The sequence below is a fragment of the Thiomonas sp. X19 genome, from assembly GCF_900089495.1.
Lineage (GTDB): Bacteria > Pseudomonadota > Gammaproteobacteria > Burkholderiales > Burkholderiaceae_C > Thiomonas_A.
In genome coordinates this window covers 734108-753049 of the sequence record NZ_LT605203.1, presented here as the reverse complement: position 1 = coordinate 753049, position 18942 = coordinate 734108, and the positions used below count along the sequence as shown (strand labels likewise).

The following is an 18942-nucleotide window of genomic DNA, read 5'->3' as shown; positions in this document are numbered from 1 at the left end:
GGTGCGGTTTTGCGACCGGCCCCTTGCTGCAAAGGAACTGATGTGAACACGTTCGACCGGATTGGCAGCCTGCTCTCGACCATCGGCGTGGCGGGCATGGGGCGCATGTTGCTGGCCAATGTGGTGGTCACCTCGGGCCGCGCCATCGAGGCCGCGGCCGACGCCGCACAGCTCGCCTCGCTGACCGACGAGACGCCCGAGGACCGCAGCATCGTGGTGCTGGCGCGGCGGAAAGGCACGCCGCGCGAGGCCGCGGCCGACCCGCGGGCCAGCTTCGTGGCGTTCTCGGCGCACACCCGCATTCAACGCCCTCATCATCGTCGCCCTCATCCCGCTGGCGCTCAAGGGCGTGCGCGGCGTGCTGTGGTGGACCCCGGCGACACCCGCCTGTCCACCATCCCCGAGTTGCGGCGGCTGCTGGAAACCTGCGCCACGCAAATCGCCATTGCGCTGGAGCGCATTCATTTCGTCAGCGTGGCGCAGGACACGCTGCTGGCGATGCAGGCCGAGCGCATGCGCAACTCGCTGCTGTCGGCGCTGTCGCACGACCTGCGCACGCCGCCGACCTCGCTGGTGGGCGCCGCCGAAGTGCTGGCGTCGCAACTCGCCAGCCAGCACGCCAGCCAACGCGCGGCCAACGCCGCGCCGCCGCATGCCCAGGCCCTCACCATCATGCAGCAGGCACGGCGACTGGCCCACATGGTGGACGACCTGCTCGACATGGCACGGCTGCAGTCCGGCCAGGTGACGCTGCGGCATGACTGTCAATCGGTCGAGGAGCTGGTGGGCAGCGCGCTGCGCGCCGTGGACCCCGCGCAACTGGCGCAGCATCCGCTGCACATCGACCTGCCGGTCGATTTCCCGCTGGTGCGCGCCAATGCCGTGCTGCTGGAGAGGGTGCTGGTCAACCTGCTGGACAACGCGCTGAAGTTCACCCGCCCGGCACGCCGCTGGGCGTGCGCGCACGCGTGCAGGGAGCCGAAGCGCGCCTCACGGTGTGGAACCAGGAGCCGGGGCTGCCGCACGGGCGCGAGCGGGCGGTGTTCGAAAAATTCACCCGGGGCGAACCCGAATCGCCCATTCCGGGCGTGGACCTGGCCATCTGCCGGGTCATCGTCGAGGCGCGCGGCGGCACGATCACGGCGGCGAACCAGCCCATGGGCGGCGCCGCGTTCAGCGTGCGCTTGCCGCTGCAGGCCGCGCCGCAACTGGAGCCCGGCGGCGATGCCGAGCACCAGGCCGAGGCCGAGACCGACAAGTCGCCCGCCTCGGCAGCCACGGATCCAGCGGCTCTCGCGTCCGGGCCGACGGCCGCGCTGCCGGCATCGCCGGAGTTGCCGTGACCACCCCGGCCAGCCTGATCCTGGTGATCGAGGACAAGGCCGAGATACGCCGCTTCGTGCGCGCGGCGCTGGAGGCCGAGGGCTACCGCGCGTGCGAGTCGCCAACCATGGCGCGGGCCTGATCGACGCCGGCACGCGCAAGCCGGACCTCGTCATCCTCGACCTGGGTCTGCCGGATGGCGACGGCATCGACTTCATCCGCGGCTTTCGCGGCTGGAGCGGCGCCCCGCTCATCGTGCTGTCGGCGCGCTCGGCCGAGGCCGCCAAGGTGGCCGCGCTCGACCAGGGTGCCGACGACGACCTCGGCAAGCCCTTCGGCGTGGCCGAACTGCTGGCGCGGGTGCGCGCAGCGCTGCGTCGCTGGTCCGCCGGCAGCGCAGCGCCCGGCGAGCCCCTGCGCTTCGGCCGCGTGGAGCTGGACATGGTGCGGCGCCTGGTGAGCCGCGACGGCGAAGACCTGCGCCTGACCGTGATGGAGTACCGCCTGCTGCGCGGCGTATCGGCCTCCTGCCCCTGCCTGCCATCCGGTCATGGCCTAGGGCGACATCGGCGCATGGTGTAATCGGCCAGGCTTTTTCATCCGCCGCACCCTTCCCCGATACGCACAGACCATGGCCTCAACCCGCGACGATCATCACCACGGCCACGCGCATGACGACCACACGCATGGTGGCGGTCATGCCCACCACGGCCGGAACACCAGCGCGCGGCGGCTGGGCTGGGCGCTGGCGGTGTTGCTGGCGTTCACCCTGCTGGAAGCGTTCGGCGGCTGGTGGTCCAACTCGCTGGCGCTGCTGTCGGACGCGGTGCACATGGCGGCCGACAGCGCCGCGCTCGGCCTGGCGCTGTTCGCGCAGCGCATTGCCACGCGCCCGGCCAACGCCCGTTTGAGCTATGGCTGGCAACGCAGCCCGGCCCTGGCGGCTTTCGTCAACGGCTTGGCGCTGCTGGCGCTCACGGCCTGGGTGGTGGTGGAAGCCGCGCTGCGCCTGTTCCAGCCGGAAGCGGTGCAGGCGGCATGGATGCTGGGCATCGCCATTGCCGGCGGACTGTCCAACGTGGCGGTGTTCATGGTGCTGTCCGGCGGCGCCTCGCTGAACGAGCGCGGCGCGCGCGCCCATGTGCTGGGCGACCTGCTGGGCTCGGGCGCGGCGGTGCTGGCGGCCGTCATCATCCTCGCCACCGGCTGGACCGTGGCCGACCCGCTGCTGTCGCTGTTCGTTTCCGCCATGATTTTGCGCACCGGCTGGGCCATCACCCGCGACAGCGCCCATGTGCTGCTGGAAGGCGCGCCGGCCGGTTTCAACGAGGCCGCGGTGCGCGATGAACTGGCCCAAGTTCCCGACATCGCCGGCGTCCACCATGTGCATGCCTGGAGCCTGTCGGGCGAGCAGACGCTGGTGACGCTACACGCCCAATTGCGCATGGGCGCCGATGCCGACGCCACGCTGCGCGCCATTCACCACCGCCTGCGCGAACACCTGGGCGTCGCCCACGCCACGGTGCAACTCGAATGCGGCGACTGCGCCGATGCGCCGCGCGACGATCCCGCCCATGGCTGCATCCCCGCGCCAGGCTCTGCCAACGGGGCGGCGCCCACACACCTGCACGGCCACGCGCATTGAGGCGGCGCGCGGTCGCTGCCACCAGAGCCCCATGCCGTCATATTTGCTTGCCAAGTTGAACGCCTGACCTTGTGGCCTGCTTGGCATGGGACGACAAAAACCATGCAAGGAGAAGACATGAACCTGCAGAGCCGCCTCTCAAGGAAACGCAGGGTCGCCCCAAGTTTCCTTGACCCCACGGGGGGCGGGCCGGCGAGCCGACCCTGGGGGCGCTCAAAGGCGAATGCCCTCTCGGAGGAACGACGCGCAGCGTCAGGGGAGCCCAGCCATGAGCCCGCAACCTGCTTTGGGCGCGCGCCTGCAGCGCGACGCGCTGGGACTGCCCCAGATTCTGGCATCGACCCTGGCCAACATCGCCCCGGCGATGAGCTTCTTTTTCGGCTTCGCCACCATCGTCTCGGGGGCCGGTGTGGCGGCGCCGCTGACCATCATCGCGGCCATGGTCGTCATCCTGTTTCTCACCAACACACTGGCCGAGTTCTCGCGCTATCGGCCAAGCACCGGCTCCTTCGTCACCTTCATCGGCATGGGGTTCGGGCCTGCCGCCGGAGCCGCGGCTTCGGTGTTCGTGGTGTTCGGCTATGTCGTCGCGGCGTCATCCGTGGTGGTGATCTCGGGCGGCTGGGCGCACGACACCTTGAAGCTGTTTCTCAGCGGGGACATTCCCTGGCAACCGATGAGCATCGTGGCCGCCGGCATCGTCGGTCTGCTGGTGTCGCGCGGCATCGGGCTGTCCACCCGCTGGGCTGCCGCGTTCTTTTACTTCGAGCTGTTGCTGCTGCTGATCGGCGCGGCGGTCATGTTGATCGAAAACGCCTCCTGGCCAGCCTGGCGCCGTTCACCTGGAGCCAGCTCTCCGGCGGCTTCAAGGGCCTGAGTCTGGGTTTTCCGCTGGCCATCTATCTCTTCATCGGCTGGGAAAATTCGGCGATGCTGGCGGAGGAAACCCGCAACCCCAGGCGCAACGTGCCGCGCGCCCTGGGCATCGCCACGCTGGCCATCGGCGCGCTCTATGTGTTCCTGGCCTACGCCACCGAAATTGCCTTTCACCACGACGCGAAGGCCATCGGCGCCTCGTCCATTCCCTTCGTCGACGCCCTCAAATCCTCGGCCGCCTTGCTGCTCATCGTGGCGTATCTGGCCGGCCTGAGCAGCATTTTTTCGTCGCTCATCGGCCTCACCAATTCGCAGGCGCGCATCTTGTTCAACTCGGGGCGCGAGGGCCTGCTGCCGGCGTTTTTCGGCAACATCAATCCCCGCCACAAGACACCGCAGGTGGCGATGTGGACCTTCATCGCCATTGCAGTGCTCATCGTCGTCGTGTTTGGCCACAACGTGCAGCCGGTCGACCTGTTCGGCTACACTGGCACGCTGGGCGCGATTCCGATCATCATCACCTATCTGGTGACCAATCTGGCGCTGCCGATCTATATGCTCAAGCACCACCGGAGCGATTTCAAGGCCTCGCGCCACCTCGTGTTGCCGCTGCTCGGCACCGCGCTGATGCTGCTGCCTTTGTGGGGTTTGATCGAGCCCGGGCAACCGGCGCCATTCAACGTCTTTCCGTCTGTCGCGCTGGCGGCACTGGCGCTGGCGGCCATCGACGGTTATGTGCTGGCACGGCGCCATCCGGATCTGGCGCAGCGCATTGGCAGCCATGTGGCCGATGCCTGAAGCCGCACGCGGCGGTGCGTGCCGCAGCGTTCAAACCCCCGCCGCGTCGCCCGTCTTGCTGCCGCCCTGTGGCCGCAGCAGCACCAGCCGACGCGACATGCGCTGCAGCCCCAGCCACTGCTGCGCCCAGAAGCCACGGCCGTAATCCACGCCGCGTCCCAGCGGGGGCGGGAGTTGGTCGCGTATGCCCACAGGCTGGGGCGGGGTGGAGAAATCGACCGAGTGGAACAGCATGTCCCACCAGGGGAACAGCACGCCAAAATTGCAGCCGTAGAGCCGGGCGTTGTTCTGGTGGCCGAGTTCATGGCCGTAGCCGATGGCGTGATGCAAGCGGTGAAAACGCGGACTGACCAGCAGGCGCTCACCCAAGCTGCCGAAACTCATGCGGATGTTGGCGTGCTGCAGGCTTTGCAGCGCGCCTCCCACCAGGGTGAGGGCGACGAACTGGCCTGGCGGCACGCCGATGAGCAGGGCCAGGGCGGCGAAGAAGGCCTGCTGCAAGGCATCGTCGAGCAGGTGGTTGCGGTCGTCGGCCCAGAGGCTGAGTTGGCGCTGGCTGTGGTGCACGGCGTGCAGTTCCCACCACCACTGGATCTGATGTTGCCAGCGGTGGTACCAGTAGCCGGCGAAGTCCAACACCACGAGATAAATGACGAAGCCGAGCAGCGCGTGGGTGCGCATGTGCGGCAGCAGCTCATCCAGGTTGAGGTTGACCATGCCGACCAGCCGCAGCCAGGCCTGGAGGTTGTCGAACGCCGGTTGCAGCACGAGGAAGAACACCAGCCCGACCAGGCCGAGGCGGTTGATGAGGGTGTAGATCACATCCACCCGCACGGCCTTGCGGTCGGCCCATTGCTCCATCGGTCGCACCGTCTCGAGCGGGCGCAGGATCAGGTAGATGACGGCCACTTGCACCGCGCCGGCCACCACCCAGAGGGTGCCGTCGTAGGCCAGGTCGTCCATGTCCATGAAATGGAATTGATACAGCAGCGGCTGCACCAGGGTGACGAACAGCCATGTTTGCGCGTCGCCCACGGCGTTGGCCAGGGCCAGCGATGCGGTGTTGAACAGGGCGTCGAACATGGTGCTGCGTTCAGCTGGTTTCAGGCCGCGCGCGGCACGTGGGCCTGCTGCGCGGGGGAGAGGTTGTCGTAGAACGGGGCGCGGTCGTAGAAGTAGATGCCGTGGGGCGATTTGCCGACCTCGATCACGTCCACCAGTTTGTGCGACTGCAGGTCGATCACGCCCACGGTGCGGTCGAAGCGGAAGGTGGTCCACAGCCAGCGGCGGTCGACTGAGAGCTCCATGTCGTCCGGCCCGGGCTTGAGGCCGGTGATGTCGCCCACCTTGGTCAGCGCCTGCATGTCGAGGATGCTGATGGTGTTGGCCACGCGGTTGCTCACCAGAACATGCCGGCCGTCGGCCAGCGAGCGGAAGTTGTGCGCCGCCTTGCCCGTGACGATGCGCTTGATGATGCGGCGCTGGCGCCAGTCCACCGCCACCACGGCGTCGGCGCCGGTGAGCCCCACCAGCAGGGTCTGGTCCTGCGGCGTGAGCCAGACGCCGGCGGGGGTTTCGCCCACTTTCAGGGTCCACAGCAGGGTTTGCGTCGGCAGGTGCAGGGCCGCCACTTCGTTGGTTTGCTGCAGGCTGATGAAGGCGATCTGGCTGTCGGCCGTGAACGCCATGTGGCTCGGCAGCGCCTCGAGCGGCATGCGCTTGACCAGTTGCAGATCGCGCCCGCCCTGGTAGCTGTAGAGGTCAACCCGGTTCAGGCGCAGGCAGTTGGTGAGGAACCATTTCTTGTCGGGCGAGAAGCCGATTTGATAGGGGTCTTCAATGCCGGCGCGCGTGCCTTCCGGCCGGCCGCTGATGGGGTTGAGGAACACCAGGTCGTTGCCCACCGCGTTGGCCACGATCAGCAGCTTGTTGTCGGGCGTGGCCATGAGGTGATGCGGCTGCTTGCCCACCGGGAAGGTTTGCACCACGCGGCGGGTGGATTGCTCGATCAGGCTGATGGTGGCGTCGCCCGAGTTGAGCACCACCACCACGTCCGGCGGCAGGCCCGCAGCCCAGGCGGGAACGACCCGCGCCAGGGCGGGAGCGAGGGCTGCCGAGGCAGCAGCTTTGAGAAACTGGCGACGCATGATGAGTGCCCCTGGCGGACAGGAAACGTGAAAAAGATAACTGTAACCTGTAACGCGCCAGGAGGAGGTCGTGTTGACCTGCGGCAAGCATGGGCATCTCGCCCCGGGGCGTCGCTGACTTGCGCTTCGGCCGCTGCGGGTTCCCTCCTGCGCCCATTTTGACCCTTCGGCATGGCGCCAACGGCAACCGGCCAGCGGGGTGGTGTCGCGGCGCGGCGCGGACCGTGGCGACGCCTCAAGGGGGACCAAGGGGGCCAAAGGGGCGCTCAACCCTGCGGCGCGTTCTCCCAGACGGGCCAGTCGATCCACACCCGCGTGCCCTGCCCCAGGCTGCTGGCGGCGCCCACCCCGCCGCCATGCAGGCGAACAATGTTGCGCACCAGCGCCAGGCCCAGCCCCAGGCCACCGCGACTGCGGCTGCGCGCCGGATCGGCGCGGTAGAAGCGGTCGAACAGATAGGGCAGGTGCTCGGCGGCGATGCCGCAGCCGGTGTCGGCCACTTCAAGGCGCAGACACTCGCCTTGGGCCTGGGTGGACAGCGCAGCGCATGGCTGGGCGGACAGCGTCACCACGCCGCCTGCCGGCGTGTGCGCCAGCGCGTTGCCGATGAGGTTGGCCAAGGCGCGCTGCAGCAACATGCGGTCGGCGCGCAGCGCCAGCCCGGCCGCCGCCTGCACCTGCAGGCGCACCCCGGCCTCGGCCGCGGCGGCATCGAAGAACTCGGCCAGGGCGTTCAGTTCATGCGCCGCGTCCAGCCGCTCCATGCGCAGCGCGGCGTCCGGCTGCTCGGTCTGCGCCAGGAACAACAAGGCCTGGATCATGTTCGACAAGCGCGCGCATTCCTCCACCGCCGACTCCAGCGCCTCGCGGTATTGCCCCGGCTCGCGCGGGCGGCCCAGCGCCACTTCCAGCTCGCCCCAGAGGTTGGAAATGGGCGTGCGCAACTCGTGGGCAATGTCGGCGGAGAACTGCGAAATGCGGCCGAACGATTCCTCCAGGCGCTGCAGCGTGGCGTTGAACGACAGCGCCAGGGTGTGCAGCTCATCGGGCAGATGCTGGGTGTCCAGGCGCCGGTGCAGGTCTTGCGCGCCGATGTCACGCGCGGCGTCGGCCATGTGGCGCAAGGGGCGCAGGCCGCGCCAGGCGATGGCGTAACCCGCGGCTGCGGCCACCAGAATGGCGGTGAGCAGGACCACCGTCAGGCGCAGGCGGTAGTCGGCCAGAATGTGCGACTCGGTGCTGCGGTTCAGCGCCACCTCGATGCGCATGGGCTGCAGCGGCGCGCCGGCGGAAAGCCGCCCCATCACCGGCAGCATGGCGGTGAGGAAATGCAGATCGTGATGCAGCTGCACTTTGCGCAGGTTGGGCGCGCCATTGGCCTGCGGCGCATCGAAACGCGCCGCGTCGAGCGCCGGGCTGAAGCCGGGGGTCTGCAACAGCACCCGGCCATCGGCAGCGCGCAGCCGCAGGAACAGATCGCGCGGCGCGTCCGGCGGCAGCGGCAGGTAAGCCTCCTGGCGCAGTTCGTCGCTGTCGGCGGTGTAGCTGCGCAGCACCGCCACCGCGGTATCGAGCTTGCGCAGCACCGATTCGCGGTCTTCCTGCATCATGCGCGCGTTCAAACCCCAGTACACCCAGGTGCTGGCGGCCAGCAGGATGAGCGCCAGGGTGAGCGCGAACGCCGCTGCCATGCGCGCCGCGAGCGAACGCGGCGGCAGGCCGTATTGGCGCAGGCGGCGCAGCGCAAATCCTCCCCACCAGTGAGGAGGAGACAAGCCACCGCCCGCGTCTCGCGAGGGTGCAGTCAAGAACCGGCCCGTCCTTCGCGCCGCGCCGTTTTCGCCTCCCCCACCCTGCGGGGGAGGCGGGGCGGGGGAGGCGGCCTCGCCGGACTCACCGCGCATCGCGCGCCTCCAGCACATAGCCCACGCCGCGCACGGTGTGCAGCAGCGGCGTGGGATAGGGGTCGTCGAGCTTGCTGCGCAGGCGGCGGATGTGCACGTCCACCACATTGGTGTCGCTGGCGAAATTCATGTCCCACACCTGCTCGGCGATCAGCGTGCGCGACAGCACCTCGCCCGCGCGCCGCGCCAGCAGCGCCAGCAGGGCGAACTCCTTGGGTGTGAGCGCCAGCCGCTGGCCGCCGCGCTCGGCGCGCTGGCGATGCAGATCGACGCTGAGATCGGCCACCTCCACCACTTCGGGCATGCGCGCCGGCCCGCGCCGCAGCACGCTGCGCACCCGCGCCAGCAACTCGGAAAACGCGAAGGGCTTGACCAGGTAATCGTCCGCGCCCAGTTCCAGCCCGCGCACGCGGTCGGCCACGCCGTCCCGCGCGGTCAGCATCAGCACCGGAGTGGCCAGCTTGCGCCGCAACTCACGCAGCACGCTCCAGCCGTCGCGCCCGGGCAGCATGGCGTCGAGCACGACGAGGTCGTAAGGCTGGGTCAGGGCCAGATGCAGGCCATCGGTGCCGTCCGCGGCGACGTCGGCGACAAAGCCATTCTCGCCCAAACCACGTTTGAGATAGGCTGCGGTCTTGGCTTCGTCTTCCACGATCAGGATGCGCATGCCGGAATTGTCAACCCGCGCAGGGCTTTGTCGCGTGTCCGTCTGCAACATGACCAAATCGTCATGTTGTCGTCATGTTGGCGCCAGTGGTTGCGGCGCAACATCCAGCCATGCCAACTGACCTCATGCCGCCTCGCGTATCCAGCAAGCCCTTGCTGGCTGGCGTGCTCGCCGCCTTGCTCGCCGGCTGTGCCAGCATGCCACCTCCCGCGCCCGGCGTCACGCCGCAGGCCAGCGCGCAGGCGCTGGTGCGGCGCAGCTTGTTCGACCCCGGTTTGCAACGTTTCATCACTTTGCAAATGAACGCACCGCAGCCTGCCGATCAAGCCTGGACGCTGCAACGCTTGAGTCTTGCCGCGCTGTACTTTCATCCCGCGCTGCGGGTGGACCGCACCGGCGTGCAATTGGCCGAGGCTGATTTGCAGATCGCCAAGCAATGGCCCAACCCCAGCCTGCAGCTCGGCCTGAAATACGGCAGTGCGGCGGCGCTGATGGCGCCGAGCCCGTGGACCGTGGGCGCGGCCATCGGCCTGCTGCTGGAGTCGCACGCGCAGCGCCAGGCGCAGGCCGCGCAGGCCGCGGCCGGTGTGCGCGCGGCGCGCTTGCTGCTGCGCGGCGCAAGCTGGCAAGTGCGCTCGCGGGTGCAGCAGGCTTATGTCGCGCTGTGGGCGGCACAGCAGCAGACCCAGTTGCAACAGCAGGTGCTGGACGTCGCCCTGGAACTGCAAGGCCGCACCGCCGCCCGCGCCCAAGGTGGCTGGGACTCGCCACTGGCCGCCGCGCTGGCTCAAGCCGCCGCGCAAACCGCAGCCCTGCAACGCAGCCGCGACCTGGGGCTGGAACAGGTCGCGCATGCCGCGCTGGCCGCCGCGCTGGGCGTGCCCGACGCCGCCTTGCGCGCGGTGCACATCGACTTCTCCGCGCTGGCCGCCGCCCCGCCACAGCCCGACGCCGCACGCCTGACACAGCTGCGCGGCATCGCCCTGGCGCACCGCGACGACGTGCGCGCCGCCTGGCAGCAGGAACAGGCCGCGCAAGCCGCGCTGCAACTGGCGCAGGCGCTGCGCGACGGCGGGCCGCCGATGATTGCCCCCGGCGCCGTACGCGACCAGGGGGTGAACCGCCTGACCCTCAGCGCCCGCGTGCCGCTGCCGCTGTTCAACCAGCACCAGGGACAAATTGCCGCCGCCCGCGCCCGCCTGGCACAGACCCGGGCGGCGCTGCAGCAGGTGCAAGGGCAGGTGCTTGAGCGCATCGAACAGGCCGAGGCCGCCTTGCAGGCCGCGCAAGACGAAACCCGCCGGGCCGACAGCCTGCGCGCGGCGAACCTGGAACTGCTGCAAGCCGACGAGGCCGCCCGGCACCAGGGCCTGATCGGCCCGGTGCAAGTGCTGCGCGCGAAGCTGCGCGCCCTCGCCACGGAACACGCCGCGCTGCAGGCCCGCACCGCGCAATGGCAGGCGCTGGGCGCGCTGCAGGCGGCTTTGCAGCATGAGCTGAAGCCACCGGATGGGCAGATGCGAAAAACCGCGGCACCCGCCGCTGCTCCCTTGGCGCCGCAGCCCAAGACCTCGCCACATCTTTCCGCCGTGGCGTGGCACTCCCAATTTTCAGAAGCGCGATGAGCGCCGCGCCTGTGGCGTGCCGCCGCCCGCGATCAACGCCCAACGCTTTCGCACAAACATCGATGAAGCCATCATGCAAACACCTGTAAATCCGCCGTCATTGCCACGCTTTTTCACGCTGGCCGTGGCCGCCGCACTGACCCTCGGCACCACGCCGGCCCACGCCGCGCTGCCGCAGGCGGTGCAGTGGAGCCTGGCGCAAATCGTCAGCGCCGACCTGCAGATCCAGCACCTCGCGCCAGGCGCGTATCGCCGGACGTTTCAGGCCAGCGCCACGGTGCAAAGCCCGGCCGCGCTCTTGCGCAACCTGAGCGCGCTGGACATGGCGCGCGCGCAACTCGCGGCGGCGCGTAGCAGTTTGCGACTCGCGCAATTGCAGGCGCAGCGGGCGCAGGGCTTGTTCCAGGCCGGGCAGAACATTGCGCTGGCCGAAGTGCAACAGGCGCAGACCGCGGCGCAAACGGCCCAGGCGCAGGTGGCTGTGGCGCAAGCCACGCTGCAGGCGGCGCAAGCCGAACTCACGGCCAGCCTCGGCCCGGCACTGGCGGCGCGGCTGCAAACGGCCCCCGCGCTGCGCAGCGCCATCGCCAGCGGGCGCGAACTCATCGTCGATCTCACCCTGCCACCAGGGACCGATCTGCCTGCGGCAGCACAGGTGCGGCTGCATGTCCCCGGGGGCTCGGGCGAGCTGCGCGATGGCTGGCTTCCCGCCACCGTCATCGGCCCGGCGGCGGTGGCTTCGGCCCATGTGCAGGGGCTGCGCTTTGTCGCCACCAGCCCGGCCGCGAGTGGCCTGATGCCGGGGCTGCAATTGCTGGCGCAGGTGCAGTCCGGCCAGGCGCAACAAGGCGTGCTGCTGCCTGCCGGCGCCGTGGTGTGGTCGGGCGGCCAGGCGCTGGTGTTCACGTCCACGCCCGCCGCCAACAACGCGCGCCGGTTCACTCCCCACGCGCTGTCCACCGCCTGGCCGCTGCAAGCCGGTTACATGCAGCCCGGCTGGGCGGCGCTGGATGTGGTGACGCACGGCGCGGGCCTGCTGCTCACGCCGCCGCCCAAGCCACAGGCCAAGGCCGTCGCGCATGACACAACCGCCGGGAACGACGACTGATGGCCCGCGCCCGTGGTCTGCAGGCGGCGCTGATCGGCGCCAGCATTCATCGCCGTGGCGTGGTGCTGGCGCTGGCCGTGCTGTTGGCGGCGCTGGCGGTCAACTTCTCGCGCCAGGCCACCACCGATGTGTTTCCCGAATTCGCCGCCAAGATGGTGAAGGTGCAGACCGAAGCTCCCGGCCTGTCGCCCGAGCAGGTTGAACTGCTCGTCACCGACCCGCTGGAAGCCGCGTCCAGCGGCATGCTGGGCGTGAAGCAGGTGACGTCGAAAAGCCTGCCAGGCCTCTCCATCCTGAAGCTGTATTTCGAGTCGGGCACCAAGCTTCAGGACGACCGCTGGCGCGTGGCGCAGCACCTTGCCACCGTGCATCTGCCCACGGGCGTCGGTGCGCCGCAACTGATTCCGCTGACCTCCAGCACCGGCACGGTGCTGATGGCTGGGCTCACATCGCAGCGCCACAGTCTGATGGACCTGCAGTCCATTGCGCAATGGCGCATCCGGCCGCAACTCATGGCGGTGCCGGGTGTGGACAACGTGCTGATCTTCAGCCAGCAGACACGCGCGCTGCAGGTGCTGGTGAATCCGCAGACGCTGCAGCGTTTTCACCTCGATCTGCAGGAGGTGCTGGCCGCCACGCAACACGCCACCGGTTTGCTGGGCGGCGGCTTCATGGCCACGCCCGAGCAGCGCGTGCTGCTGGTCAGCCACGGCCTCGCGCCCACGCCGCAGGCGCTGGCCGCCACGGTGCTGCGCGCCACGCCGCAAGGGGTGGTGACGCTGGGCGACGTGGCGCGGGTGGCCTACGCCTCGCTGCCCGCGATCGGCGGGGGCAGCGTCAGCGGCGAGCCCGCGGTGATCATCAAGATTCAGGAGTCTTACGGCGCCAACACCATGCAGGTGACGCGCGCGGTGCAGGCCGTGCTGCAGCAGCATCGCGCAGGTCTGCAAGCGCAGGGCATCACCCTGCACGGCACGCTGTTCAGGCCCGCCGACTTCATCACCATCGCCATGCACAACGTGCGCGACTCGCTCTTGCTGGGCGCTGCTCTGGTGGTGCTGGTCATCGCCCTCACGCTGCTGGACTGGCGCGCCGCGCTCATCTCCTCGCTCGCCATTCCGCTGTCGCTGCTGGCCGCCATCACGGTGCTGGTGTGGATGGGCGTGACGCTGAACGTGATGACCCTCGGCGGCCTGGCCATCGCCATCGGCGTGGTGGTGGACGACGCGGTGATCGACGTCGAGAACATCCTGCGGCGGCTGCGCGACAACGCCGTGGCCGAACAGCCGCAGCAGCCGCTGCGCGTCATCCTCGCCGCCTGCCTGGAAGTGCGCGGCGCGGTGGTGTACGCCACCGCCGCCGTGCTGCTGGTGGTGGTGCCGGTGCTGCTGCTGCCGGGGTTGTCCGGGCGGCTGTTCGCGCCGCTGGCGCAGGCCTATGCGCTGGCGGTGCTGGCCTCGCTGCTGGTGGCGCTCACCGTCACCCCGGCGCTGGCCGCGCTGCTGCTGGCGCGGCGCGGCCAGCGCCGCGCCATGCCGGACGGCACCAAGCCGCAGCACGGCACGTCCACGTCGATGTCCGCAGCAGCGCGCACTTCAGCGCCCCTGCACACCCCCGCCCCGGTGCGTGTGGCCCAGCGCGGCTACACCGCCTTGCTGCGGCGGCTGCTGCCGTACTGGCTGCCGGCTTCCATCATCATGCTCTTGCTCGTCATCGGCGCGGCGCTGCTGGCGCGGGGCATGGGCGGCAGCTTTCTGCCGCCGCTGCAGGAAGGGCAGTACATCGTGCACATGCGGCTGGCGCCGGGCGCGTCCATTCAGGCCTCGCTGGACGAAGGCGCCCGCGTGGTGAAAGCGCTGGAGCAGTTGCCCGAAGTGCGCCTGGTCGCCCAGCACACGGGGCGCGCCGCGCTGTCGCCCGACGCCTCCGGCACACAGAGCAGCTCGCTCGACGTCAACCTCAAGCCGGGGGCCGATTCGGCGCAGGCGCTCACCGCCATTCGACACGTGGTCGACGGCTTTGCCGGCGCCAGCTTCCGCATCAACAGCTTTCTCACCGAGCGCTTGGACAATACCGTGGCCGGCGGCGGCGCCGCCCCGCTGGTGGTGCAGGTGCTGGGCACCCATCTGCCGGCGATTGACGCAGTGGCCAAGCGGGTTGCGGCGGTCCTGGCCGCGCTGCCCACCGCCACCGGCGTGCAACTGCAAACCCCGCCCGGCGTGCCGCAGCTCGACATCGCGCTCAAGCCCGAGGCGCTGCGCGCCTGGGGCCTGCAGCCGCTGCCGGTGCTGCAGGCCATCCACACCGCCTTTGCCGGCAGCAGCGCAGGCACGGTGTTCCACGGTTCCGTTCCGGTGCCGGTGCGCGTGGTGCTGACGCGCAGCGCACGCAACAACCCGCAGGTGCTGGGCGACTTGCTCATCCACACCCCGTCGCTGGGCTTCGTCCCGCTGGCCCAGCTGGCCAGCATCAGCGCCGCCAGTGGCCCGTCGGACATTCGCCACCTCGGCGAGCAGCGGGTGCAAACGGTGCTGGCATCGACCACCTCGGCCGACATCACCGGCTTCGTGCAGCGCGCCCAGACCGCCATCCACGCGCAGGTTCAAGTGCCGCCCGGCGTCACCCTGCAGTTCCAGGGCGATGCGGCGCAGCGCAACGCCACGCTGCAGCGGCTGGGGGTGGACGTGCTCGGGGTGTTCGCCGGGCTGATGCTGTTGTTGTCCATGGCACTGGGGCGCAATGCCACCACCGCCGCTGGCGATGCGGCGGCGATCACACCACGCCAGGCCGCATCCACCACCACGCGGCAAGTGCTGCTGGTGCTGCTGTCCGTGCCCGCGGCCTGGGCTGGCGGGGTGTTCGCCGCCTGGCTGGTGGGCGGCGTGTTGTCGCTGGGCGCGGTCATCGGCCTGCTGGCGCTGATGGGCATCAGCCTGCGCAACGCCATTCTCATCTTCGCCCACGCCGCCCAGTTGCAGCGCGAGCATGGGCTGGCATGGAACGCCGACACCCTGCTGCGCGCCGTGGCCGACCGCCTCGCCGCGATCGTCATGACCTCGCTGGTCACGGCCCTCGGCGTGCTGCCGCTGGCGCTGGGCCTGCATGCGCCGGGCCGCGAAATTGAAGGCCCCATGGCCGTGGCCCTGCTCGGCGGCCTGCTCACCAGCCTGCTGTACAACCTGTTCGTGCTGCCGCAACTGGCGCTGCGCTTCGGCGTGGCGCCGGCGCAGCGCGAAAGCCGTGCATGAATGCCGCGCATGAAACCCGGCAGGCAAACCCCCATCAAACCAACTCAGCATGCCCACTTGGCCTGCCAACCAAGCCTGGCAGGAATGCCGCCTTTTCGTCCCCAGCCGACGCGCCGCGATGGGCGCTGCCGTCCTTCCCCTTCGATCCCATCGCCAAGGAGACTGCCATGACCAACGCCACCCTCGCATCCCGCGCCCTGCGCGCCGCTGGACGCCCGCTGCCGGCCGTTGCCGCGCTGCTCGCCTGCGCCCTGTTCGCCCCGCTCAGCCAGGCGGCCACGGCACCGGCCCACAAGCCCGCGCCGATCTACATCCACATGAACGGCGCCAATATGTTCCTGGAAAACGTGGTGGCAGTGCGCCCCGGGCAAGACGTGGTGTTCGTTGACCAGGACACCGGCGCGCACGCCATCGTCGGCTACAACCCGCTCACCGGCAAACCCAGCCCCCGCTTCGACGGCGCTGTGGAAGGCACGCCCGGGCCGGGGCACAAGGTGAGCACCTACGCAATAGCCTTCCGCCAGCCGGGATTGAAGTTCTACTACTGTTCCGTTCACGCCAAACTGATGAAGGAACCGGGCGGCCGCACCATGCCGAAAAAGCGCCCCACCGTCCACGGCTTCGGCGACCCGATGGCCGGCCTGATCATCGTCACCACCGACCCGCACTTGCTGGCCGACAACCCGGCAACGACGCACGAGAAGATTCTGCCGGGCTATTTTGGGGGGTGAGGTTTGAACGGCGGGACACGATTGGCCCCGCCCGCCGCGGCGCCTGTCCAGGGCTAGAACGTGTACCTAACTCACAGAAAAAGTCCGCCGTTTCCGCGGCAAACTGACCTGGGAAGGCGATCTCGATGCCATGAGGTCCGACAAGTGATCCTGGTCGATTCCAGCGTCTGGATCGACGACTTCCGTGGCTCCGCGACCCCGCAAACCGACAAGCTCGACAGCCTGCTCGGCAATCAACCCTTGGCCGTGGGCGACTTGATCCTGACCGAAGTCCTGCAAGGCTTGCGCCGCGACCAAGACTTCAACAAGGGCGAGAAACTGCTCACGTCCCTGATGGTGGTTGATGCAGGACAGCTTGCCTCCGCCCGCCACGGATGACCGGACACAATGCAGCAACAGGACTGGGTCAACATATGTAAATGGCGCCGTTCGGGCTTGGGCCCGGCAAACAGCAACCAACAAGCTGGCGCGGCGGGGGACCAACCCAGACCGGTGAACGGGCTGGCATGATTGATCCTGGGCGTGCCCCCGGCCGCCAATTTGCAGAGGCCCCGAGTTCTGAGAAGTCTTCGGGCGACCGTGCGTTTTCTCATGAAGGCACCAGCATGAAAACTCGATCCACCCCCACCTTGCGCACACTGGCGGCGCTGAGCCTGCTGGGCGCAGGCGCCCTGGCGCATGCGGAGGGGCCGCCGGTGAGCATTCAGTTCAGCATCGGCACGCCACCGCCGGTGTATGCCCCGCAGCCGATTTATGTGCAACCTGGCTACCCGCCTCCGGTGGTCGTGGCGCCGCCGTCGATGGTGTGGGTGCCGGCGCTCGGGGCGTATGTCGCCCTGGGAGTGCAGCAGCCCATCTTCTACCTCGGCGGGGTGTATTACTACAACTATGGCGGCGGCTGGTACCGCGGGCCGCATTACGGCGGGCCGTGGTACCGCCTGCCCGGCCCGCCACCGCAACTGCGCCGCTTCCACGACCGCGACTGGGGCCGCTACCAGGAGCAGGCGCGCCAGTATGGCCGCGACCCGCATTGGCGCCATTTCCGCGCGGCTGGCGACACGCAACAGCGACCACACGGGCCGCCGCAAGGCTATGGCCCTGGACGTGGCCCGGAGCATGGGCCTCAACAAGGTGGCCCTGGGCAGGGCCATGGACAGGACCACCAACAAGACCACGGCCGCGGCAACGGCGATGGCCGTGGTCCGGATCGCGGCCAGGGTGGACCTGGCCAGGGTGGCCCAGGTCACTGAAAACCAGGCACTGCGCGCTGCCAATCCGGCGCATGGCTCCAGGCAGGACGCTCGTGGCTGGAGCGCTCTGGGCGCAACAGAAACAGATCTTCAAACTGCGCACATCGACGGGACAAAAACCGGAGCTAGATTGACCCTGCCCGAAACCTCTCCTCGTGGCAAACCGAGCTTGAGGCCAGGCACGTTCCCCCGCGTACCTGGCCGTTTTTTTCCGGTGTGTCGGCAGGAACTGGACTGGATCGTTACAGTCAAAACATGAGAGGTGCATGATGATGGACGACTCCTTTGTTTCGCATCGCATCGGGCGCGTGGCTGGCGGCGTGTTCGGCTTGCTGGCGGCGCTGGCCTTGGCTTTGGCCCTGTCGCTGACCCTGGCTCCGGCCGCGCAGGCGCAGGGGCGTATGTACTGGAGCATCAGCGTGGGCATGCCGATGTATGCCGACTGGGACGGCGGTGATTGGGGTGACGGTTGGGATGGCGGCTGGGGCGACGATTGGGGCCCGGGCTGGAATGCCTGGGTCTATGCGCCGCCCTTGGTGGTGCAGGCGCCGCCGCAACGCATCCAGGTGCAGAACCTGCCCCTGGGCCCGGCTCCGCCCTCCTACTGGTATTACTGCAGCAACCCGGCCGGGTACTACCCGCAAATCGCCACCTGCCCGGCAGGCTGGGCGCAGGTCCTGGCGCAGCCTGCGCCTCCGGCGCCCACGGCCCCACCGGCCAAGCGCTGACTGGGGCGGCGACATGCAAGGCCCCGGCGCGCGCATGCCCCTCGGCTTCAGCCGCCCTTCAGCAAGGCACCGAACAATTTCCGACAATCCGGTATTGTCTGCTTCCCCGATCCGCTTCTCCCATCCATTCCCGCCTCTGCTCTGATTTCCCGACGACCCTTTCGACTCGCAGGATGAACACCATGCGCAAACTTCCCTTCCTCGGCCTGGGTGCCGTGGCCTCGGCCTTGTTGCTCGCCGGGTGCGCCTCCGCGCCCTTGGGTCCGACCATCGCCGTGATGCCGGCGCCAGGCATGCCGTTCGAGCAGTTCCAGGCCATCGATGCCTCCTGCCGCAACTTCGCGGCGCAGCGCATCGCCGGCTACAGCCAGTCCGCGAGCAATTCGGGGCTGGTCTCGGGCGCCACCGGCGCTGTGCTGGGCGCTGCAGCAGGCGCCCTGATCGGCGGCAACAGCCAGGGCGCCGGCGTGGGCGCGGGCCTCGGGCTGCTGGCCGGCAGCGCCGGCGGTGCCGGCACCTACAGCGACACCCAGGGCGGGGCGCAACGCGCCTACAACATCGCCTACCAGCAGTGCATGTACTCGCGCGGTGCGCAGGTGCCGGGTTATGCGGCGCCGCGCTATGTGCCGCCGCCCAGCTACGCGCCCCCCGCGCCGGGCTATGCGCCGCCGCAACCCGCCTACCGTCCGGCGCAGCCATAAACCCGCCCGCCAGCGCCATCGGGATGCTCAACCTGGGGATGCCGATCCTGGTTGGTGACCCTGATTGGCCACTGCCCGATTCCCGGAGGACTCGCGCCTCCGTGACCGCATGGCCCCTATGCGTGGAACAGCGGACGCAGGGCATGGCTCGATGGCGCGTCGCCTCTGCCATGGCATTGGGCGCCTCCGAT

General features: G+C 69.2%; 16 protein-coding genes and 2 pseudogenes. 14 read left to right on the top strand and 4 right to left on the bottom strand.

The window, feature by feature from the left end; all coding sequences use genetic code 11:
- Positions 1-96: 96 nt before the first annotated feature.
- The 6 genes and pseudogenes from THIX_RS24750 to THIX_RS23940 form a co-directional block, all read left to right on the top strand.
- Positions 97-681 (top strand): annotated as a pseudogene (locus THIX_RS24750) (hypothetical protein); the annotation flags it as partial.
- Between the two features lie 275 nt (positions 682-956).
- Positions 957-1343, top strand: a complete 387-nt coding sequence (locus tag THIX_RS23950; RefSeq protein WP_371412870.1) for an ATP-binding protein — start codon at positions 957-959, stop codon at positions 1341-1343.
- A pseudogene (locus THIX_RS03510) lies at positions 1340-1833 on the top strand (response regulator); the annotation flags it as partial. The gene THIX_RS23950 and the pseudogene THIX_RS03510, both read left to right, overlap by 4 nt.
- 121 nt (positions 1834-1954) lie before the next feature.
- Positions 1955-2968, top strand: coding sequence for a cation diffusion facilitator family transporter (locus THIX_RS03505; protein ID WP_112484968.1), 1014 nt, complete (start codon positions 1955-1957; stop codon positions 2966-2968).
- Between the two features lie 268 nt (positions 2969-3236).
- On the top strand, positions 3237-3845 hold the full coding sequence (locus tag THIX_RS23945; RefSeq protein WP_233224791.1) for a hypothetical protein: 609 nt from the start codon (positions 3237-3239) through the stop codon (positions 3843-3845).
- Positions 3788-4642, top strand: coding sequence for an APC family permease (locus tag THIX_RS23940; protein ID WP_233224705.1), 855 nt, complete (start codon positions 3788-3790; stop codon positions 4640-4642). Before THIX_RS23945 ends, THIX_RS23940 begins: the two co-directional genes overlap by 58 nt.
- A gap of 30 nt (positions 4643-4672) precedes the next feature.
- Here the strand turns inward: THIX_RS23940 and THIX_RS03495 are convergent, their stop codons facing one another.
- The 4 genes from THIX_RS03495 to THIX_RS03480 all read right to left on the bottom strand — a co-directional run bounded on the left by THIX_RS03495 (position 4673) and on the right by THIX_RS03480 (position 9360).
- A complete protein-coding gene (locus THIX_RS03495) occupies positions 4673-5713 on the bottom strand; it encodes a sterol desaturase family protein (protein WP_371412989.1) in 1041 nt (346 codons plus the stop codon).
- 32 nt (positions 5714-5745) lie between these two features.
- Positions 5746-6789 carry a YncE family protein gene (locus tag THIX_RS03490; RefSeq protein WP_112484964.1) on the bottom strand — a complete coding sequence of 348 codons (1044 nt, stop codon included), beginning with the start codon at positions 6787-6789 and terminating at the stop codon, positions 5746-5748.
- A 266-nt stretch (positions 6790-7055) separates the two neighbouring features.
- Positions 7056-8564 carry a heavy metal sensor histidine kinase gene (locus tag THIX_RS03485; protein WP_233224378.1) on the bottom strand — a complete coding sequence of 503 codons (1509 nt, stop codon included), beginning with the start codon at positions 8562-8564 and terminating at the stop codon, positions 7056-7058.
- Between the two features lie 118 nt (positions 8565-8682).
- Positions 8683-9360, bottom strand: a complete 678-nt coding sequence (locus THIX_RS03480; protein WP_112488124.1) for a heavy metal response regulator transcription factor — start codon at positions 9358-9360, stop codon at positions 8683-8685.
- A gap of 110 nt (positions 9361-9470) precedes the next feature.
- Between THIX_RS03480 and THIX_RS03475 the strand changes: the two genes are divergently transcribed.
- The 8 genes from THIX_RS03475 (at position 9471) to THIX_RS03440 (ending at position 18751) form a co-directional block, all read left to right on the top strand.
- Positions 9471-10985, top strand: a complete 1515-nt coding sequence (locus THIX_RS03475) for a TolC family protein (protein WP_233224377.1) — start codon at positions 9471-9473, stop codon at positions 10983-10985.
- A gap of 73 nt (positions 10986-11058) precedes the next feature.
- Complete coding sequence (locus THIX_RS03470) at positions 11059-12093, top strand: efflux RND transporter periplasmic adaptor subunit (protein ID WP_112488122.1); 1035 nt, start codon at positions 11059-11061, stop codon at positions 12091-12093.
- Positions 12093-15341 carry an efflux RND transporter permease subunit gene (locus THIX_RS03465; RefSeq protein WP_112484960.1) on the top strand — a complete coding sequence of 1083 codons (3249 nt, stop codon included), beginning with the start codon at positions 12093-12095 and terminating at the stop codon, positions 15339-15341. The genes THIX_RS03470 and THIX_RS03465 overlap by 1 nt, the downstream gene beginning before the upstream one ends.
- A gap of 167 nt (positions 15342-15508) precedes the next feature.
- A complete protein-coding gene (locus tag THIX_RS03460; protein WP_112488121.1) occupies positions 15509-16072 on the top strand; it encodes a Cupredoxin in 564 nt (187 codons plus the stop codon).
- 144 nt (positions 16073-16216) lie between these two features.
- Positions 16217-16450: a hypothetical protein gene (locus THIX_RS03455; RefSeq protein WP_112484958.1), complete on the top strand. Its 234-nt coding sequence runs from the start codon at positions 16217-16219 to the stop codon at positions 16448-16450.
- A gap of 227 nt (positions 16451-16677) precedes the next feature.
- Positions 16678-17322: a hypothetical protein gene (locus THIX_RS03450; RefSeq protein ID WP_233224376.1), complete on the top strand. Its 645-nt coding sequence runs from the start codon at positions 16678-16680 to the stop codon at positions 17320-17322.
- 266 nt (positions 17323-17588) lie between these two features.
- Positions 17589-18050 carry a hypothetical protein gene (locus THIX_RS03445; RefSeq protein WP_112484956.1) on the top strand — a complete coding sequence of 154 codons (462 nt, stop codon included), beginning with the start codon at positions 17589-17591 and terminating at the stop codon, positions 18048-18050.
- A 182-nt stretch (positions 18051-18232) separates the two neighbouring features.
- On the top strand, positions 18233-18751 hold the full coding sequence (locus tag THIX_RS03440; protein ID WP_112488119.1) for a hypothetical protein: 519 nt from the start codon (positions 18233-18235) through the stop codon (positions 18749-18751).
- Positions 18752-18942 lie beyond the last annotated feature (191 nt).

Coding starts and splice junctions, on each gene's coding strand:
- THIX_RS03505 (WP_112484968.1), top strand. CDS start 1,955: ATGGCCTCAACCCGCGACGATCATCACCACGGCCACGCGCATGACGAC.
- THIX_RS23945 (WP_233224791.1), top strand. CDS start 3,237: ATGAGCCCGCAACCTGCTTTGGGCGCGCGCCTGCAGCGCGACGCGCTG.
- THIX_RS03490 (WP_112484964.1), bottom strand. CDS start 6,789: ATGCGTCGCCAGTTTCTCAAAGCTGCTGCCTCGGCAGCCCTCGCTCCC.
- THIX_RS03480 (WP_112488124.1), bottom strand. CDS start 9,360: ATGCGCATCCTGATCGTGGAAGACGAAGCCAAGACCGCAGCCTATCTC.
- THIX_RS03475 (WP_233224377.1), top strand. CDS start 9,471: ATGCCAACTGACCTCATGCCGCCTCGCGTATCCAGCAAGCCCTTGCTG.
- THIX_RS03470 (WP_112488122.1), top strand. CDS start 11,059: ATGCAAACACCTGTAAATCCGCCGTCATTGCCACGCTTTTTCACGCTG.
- THIX_RS03465 (WP_112484960.1), top strand. CDS start 12,093: ATGGCCCGCGCCCGTGGTCTGCAGGCGGCGCTGATCGGCGCCAGCATT.
- THIX_RS03460 (WP_112488121.1), top strand. CDS start 15,509: ATGACCAACGCCACCCTCGCATCCCGCGCCCTGCGCGCCGCTGGACGC.
- THIX_RS03450 (WP_233224376.1), top strand. CDS start 16,678: ATGAAAACTCGATCCACCCCCACCTTGCGCACACTGGCGGCGCTGAGC.
- THIX_RS03445 (WP_112484956.1), top strand. CDS start 17,589: ATGATGATGGACGACTCCTTTGTTTCGCATCGCATCGGGCGCGTGGCT.
- THIX_RS03440 (WP_112488119.1), top strand. CDS start 18,233: ATGCGCAAACTTCCCTTCCTCGGCCTGGGTGCCGTGGCCTCGGCCTTG.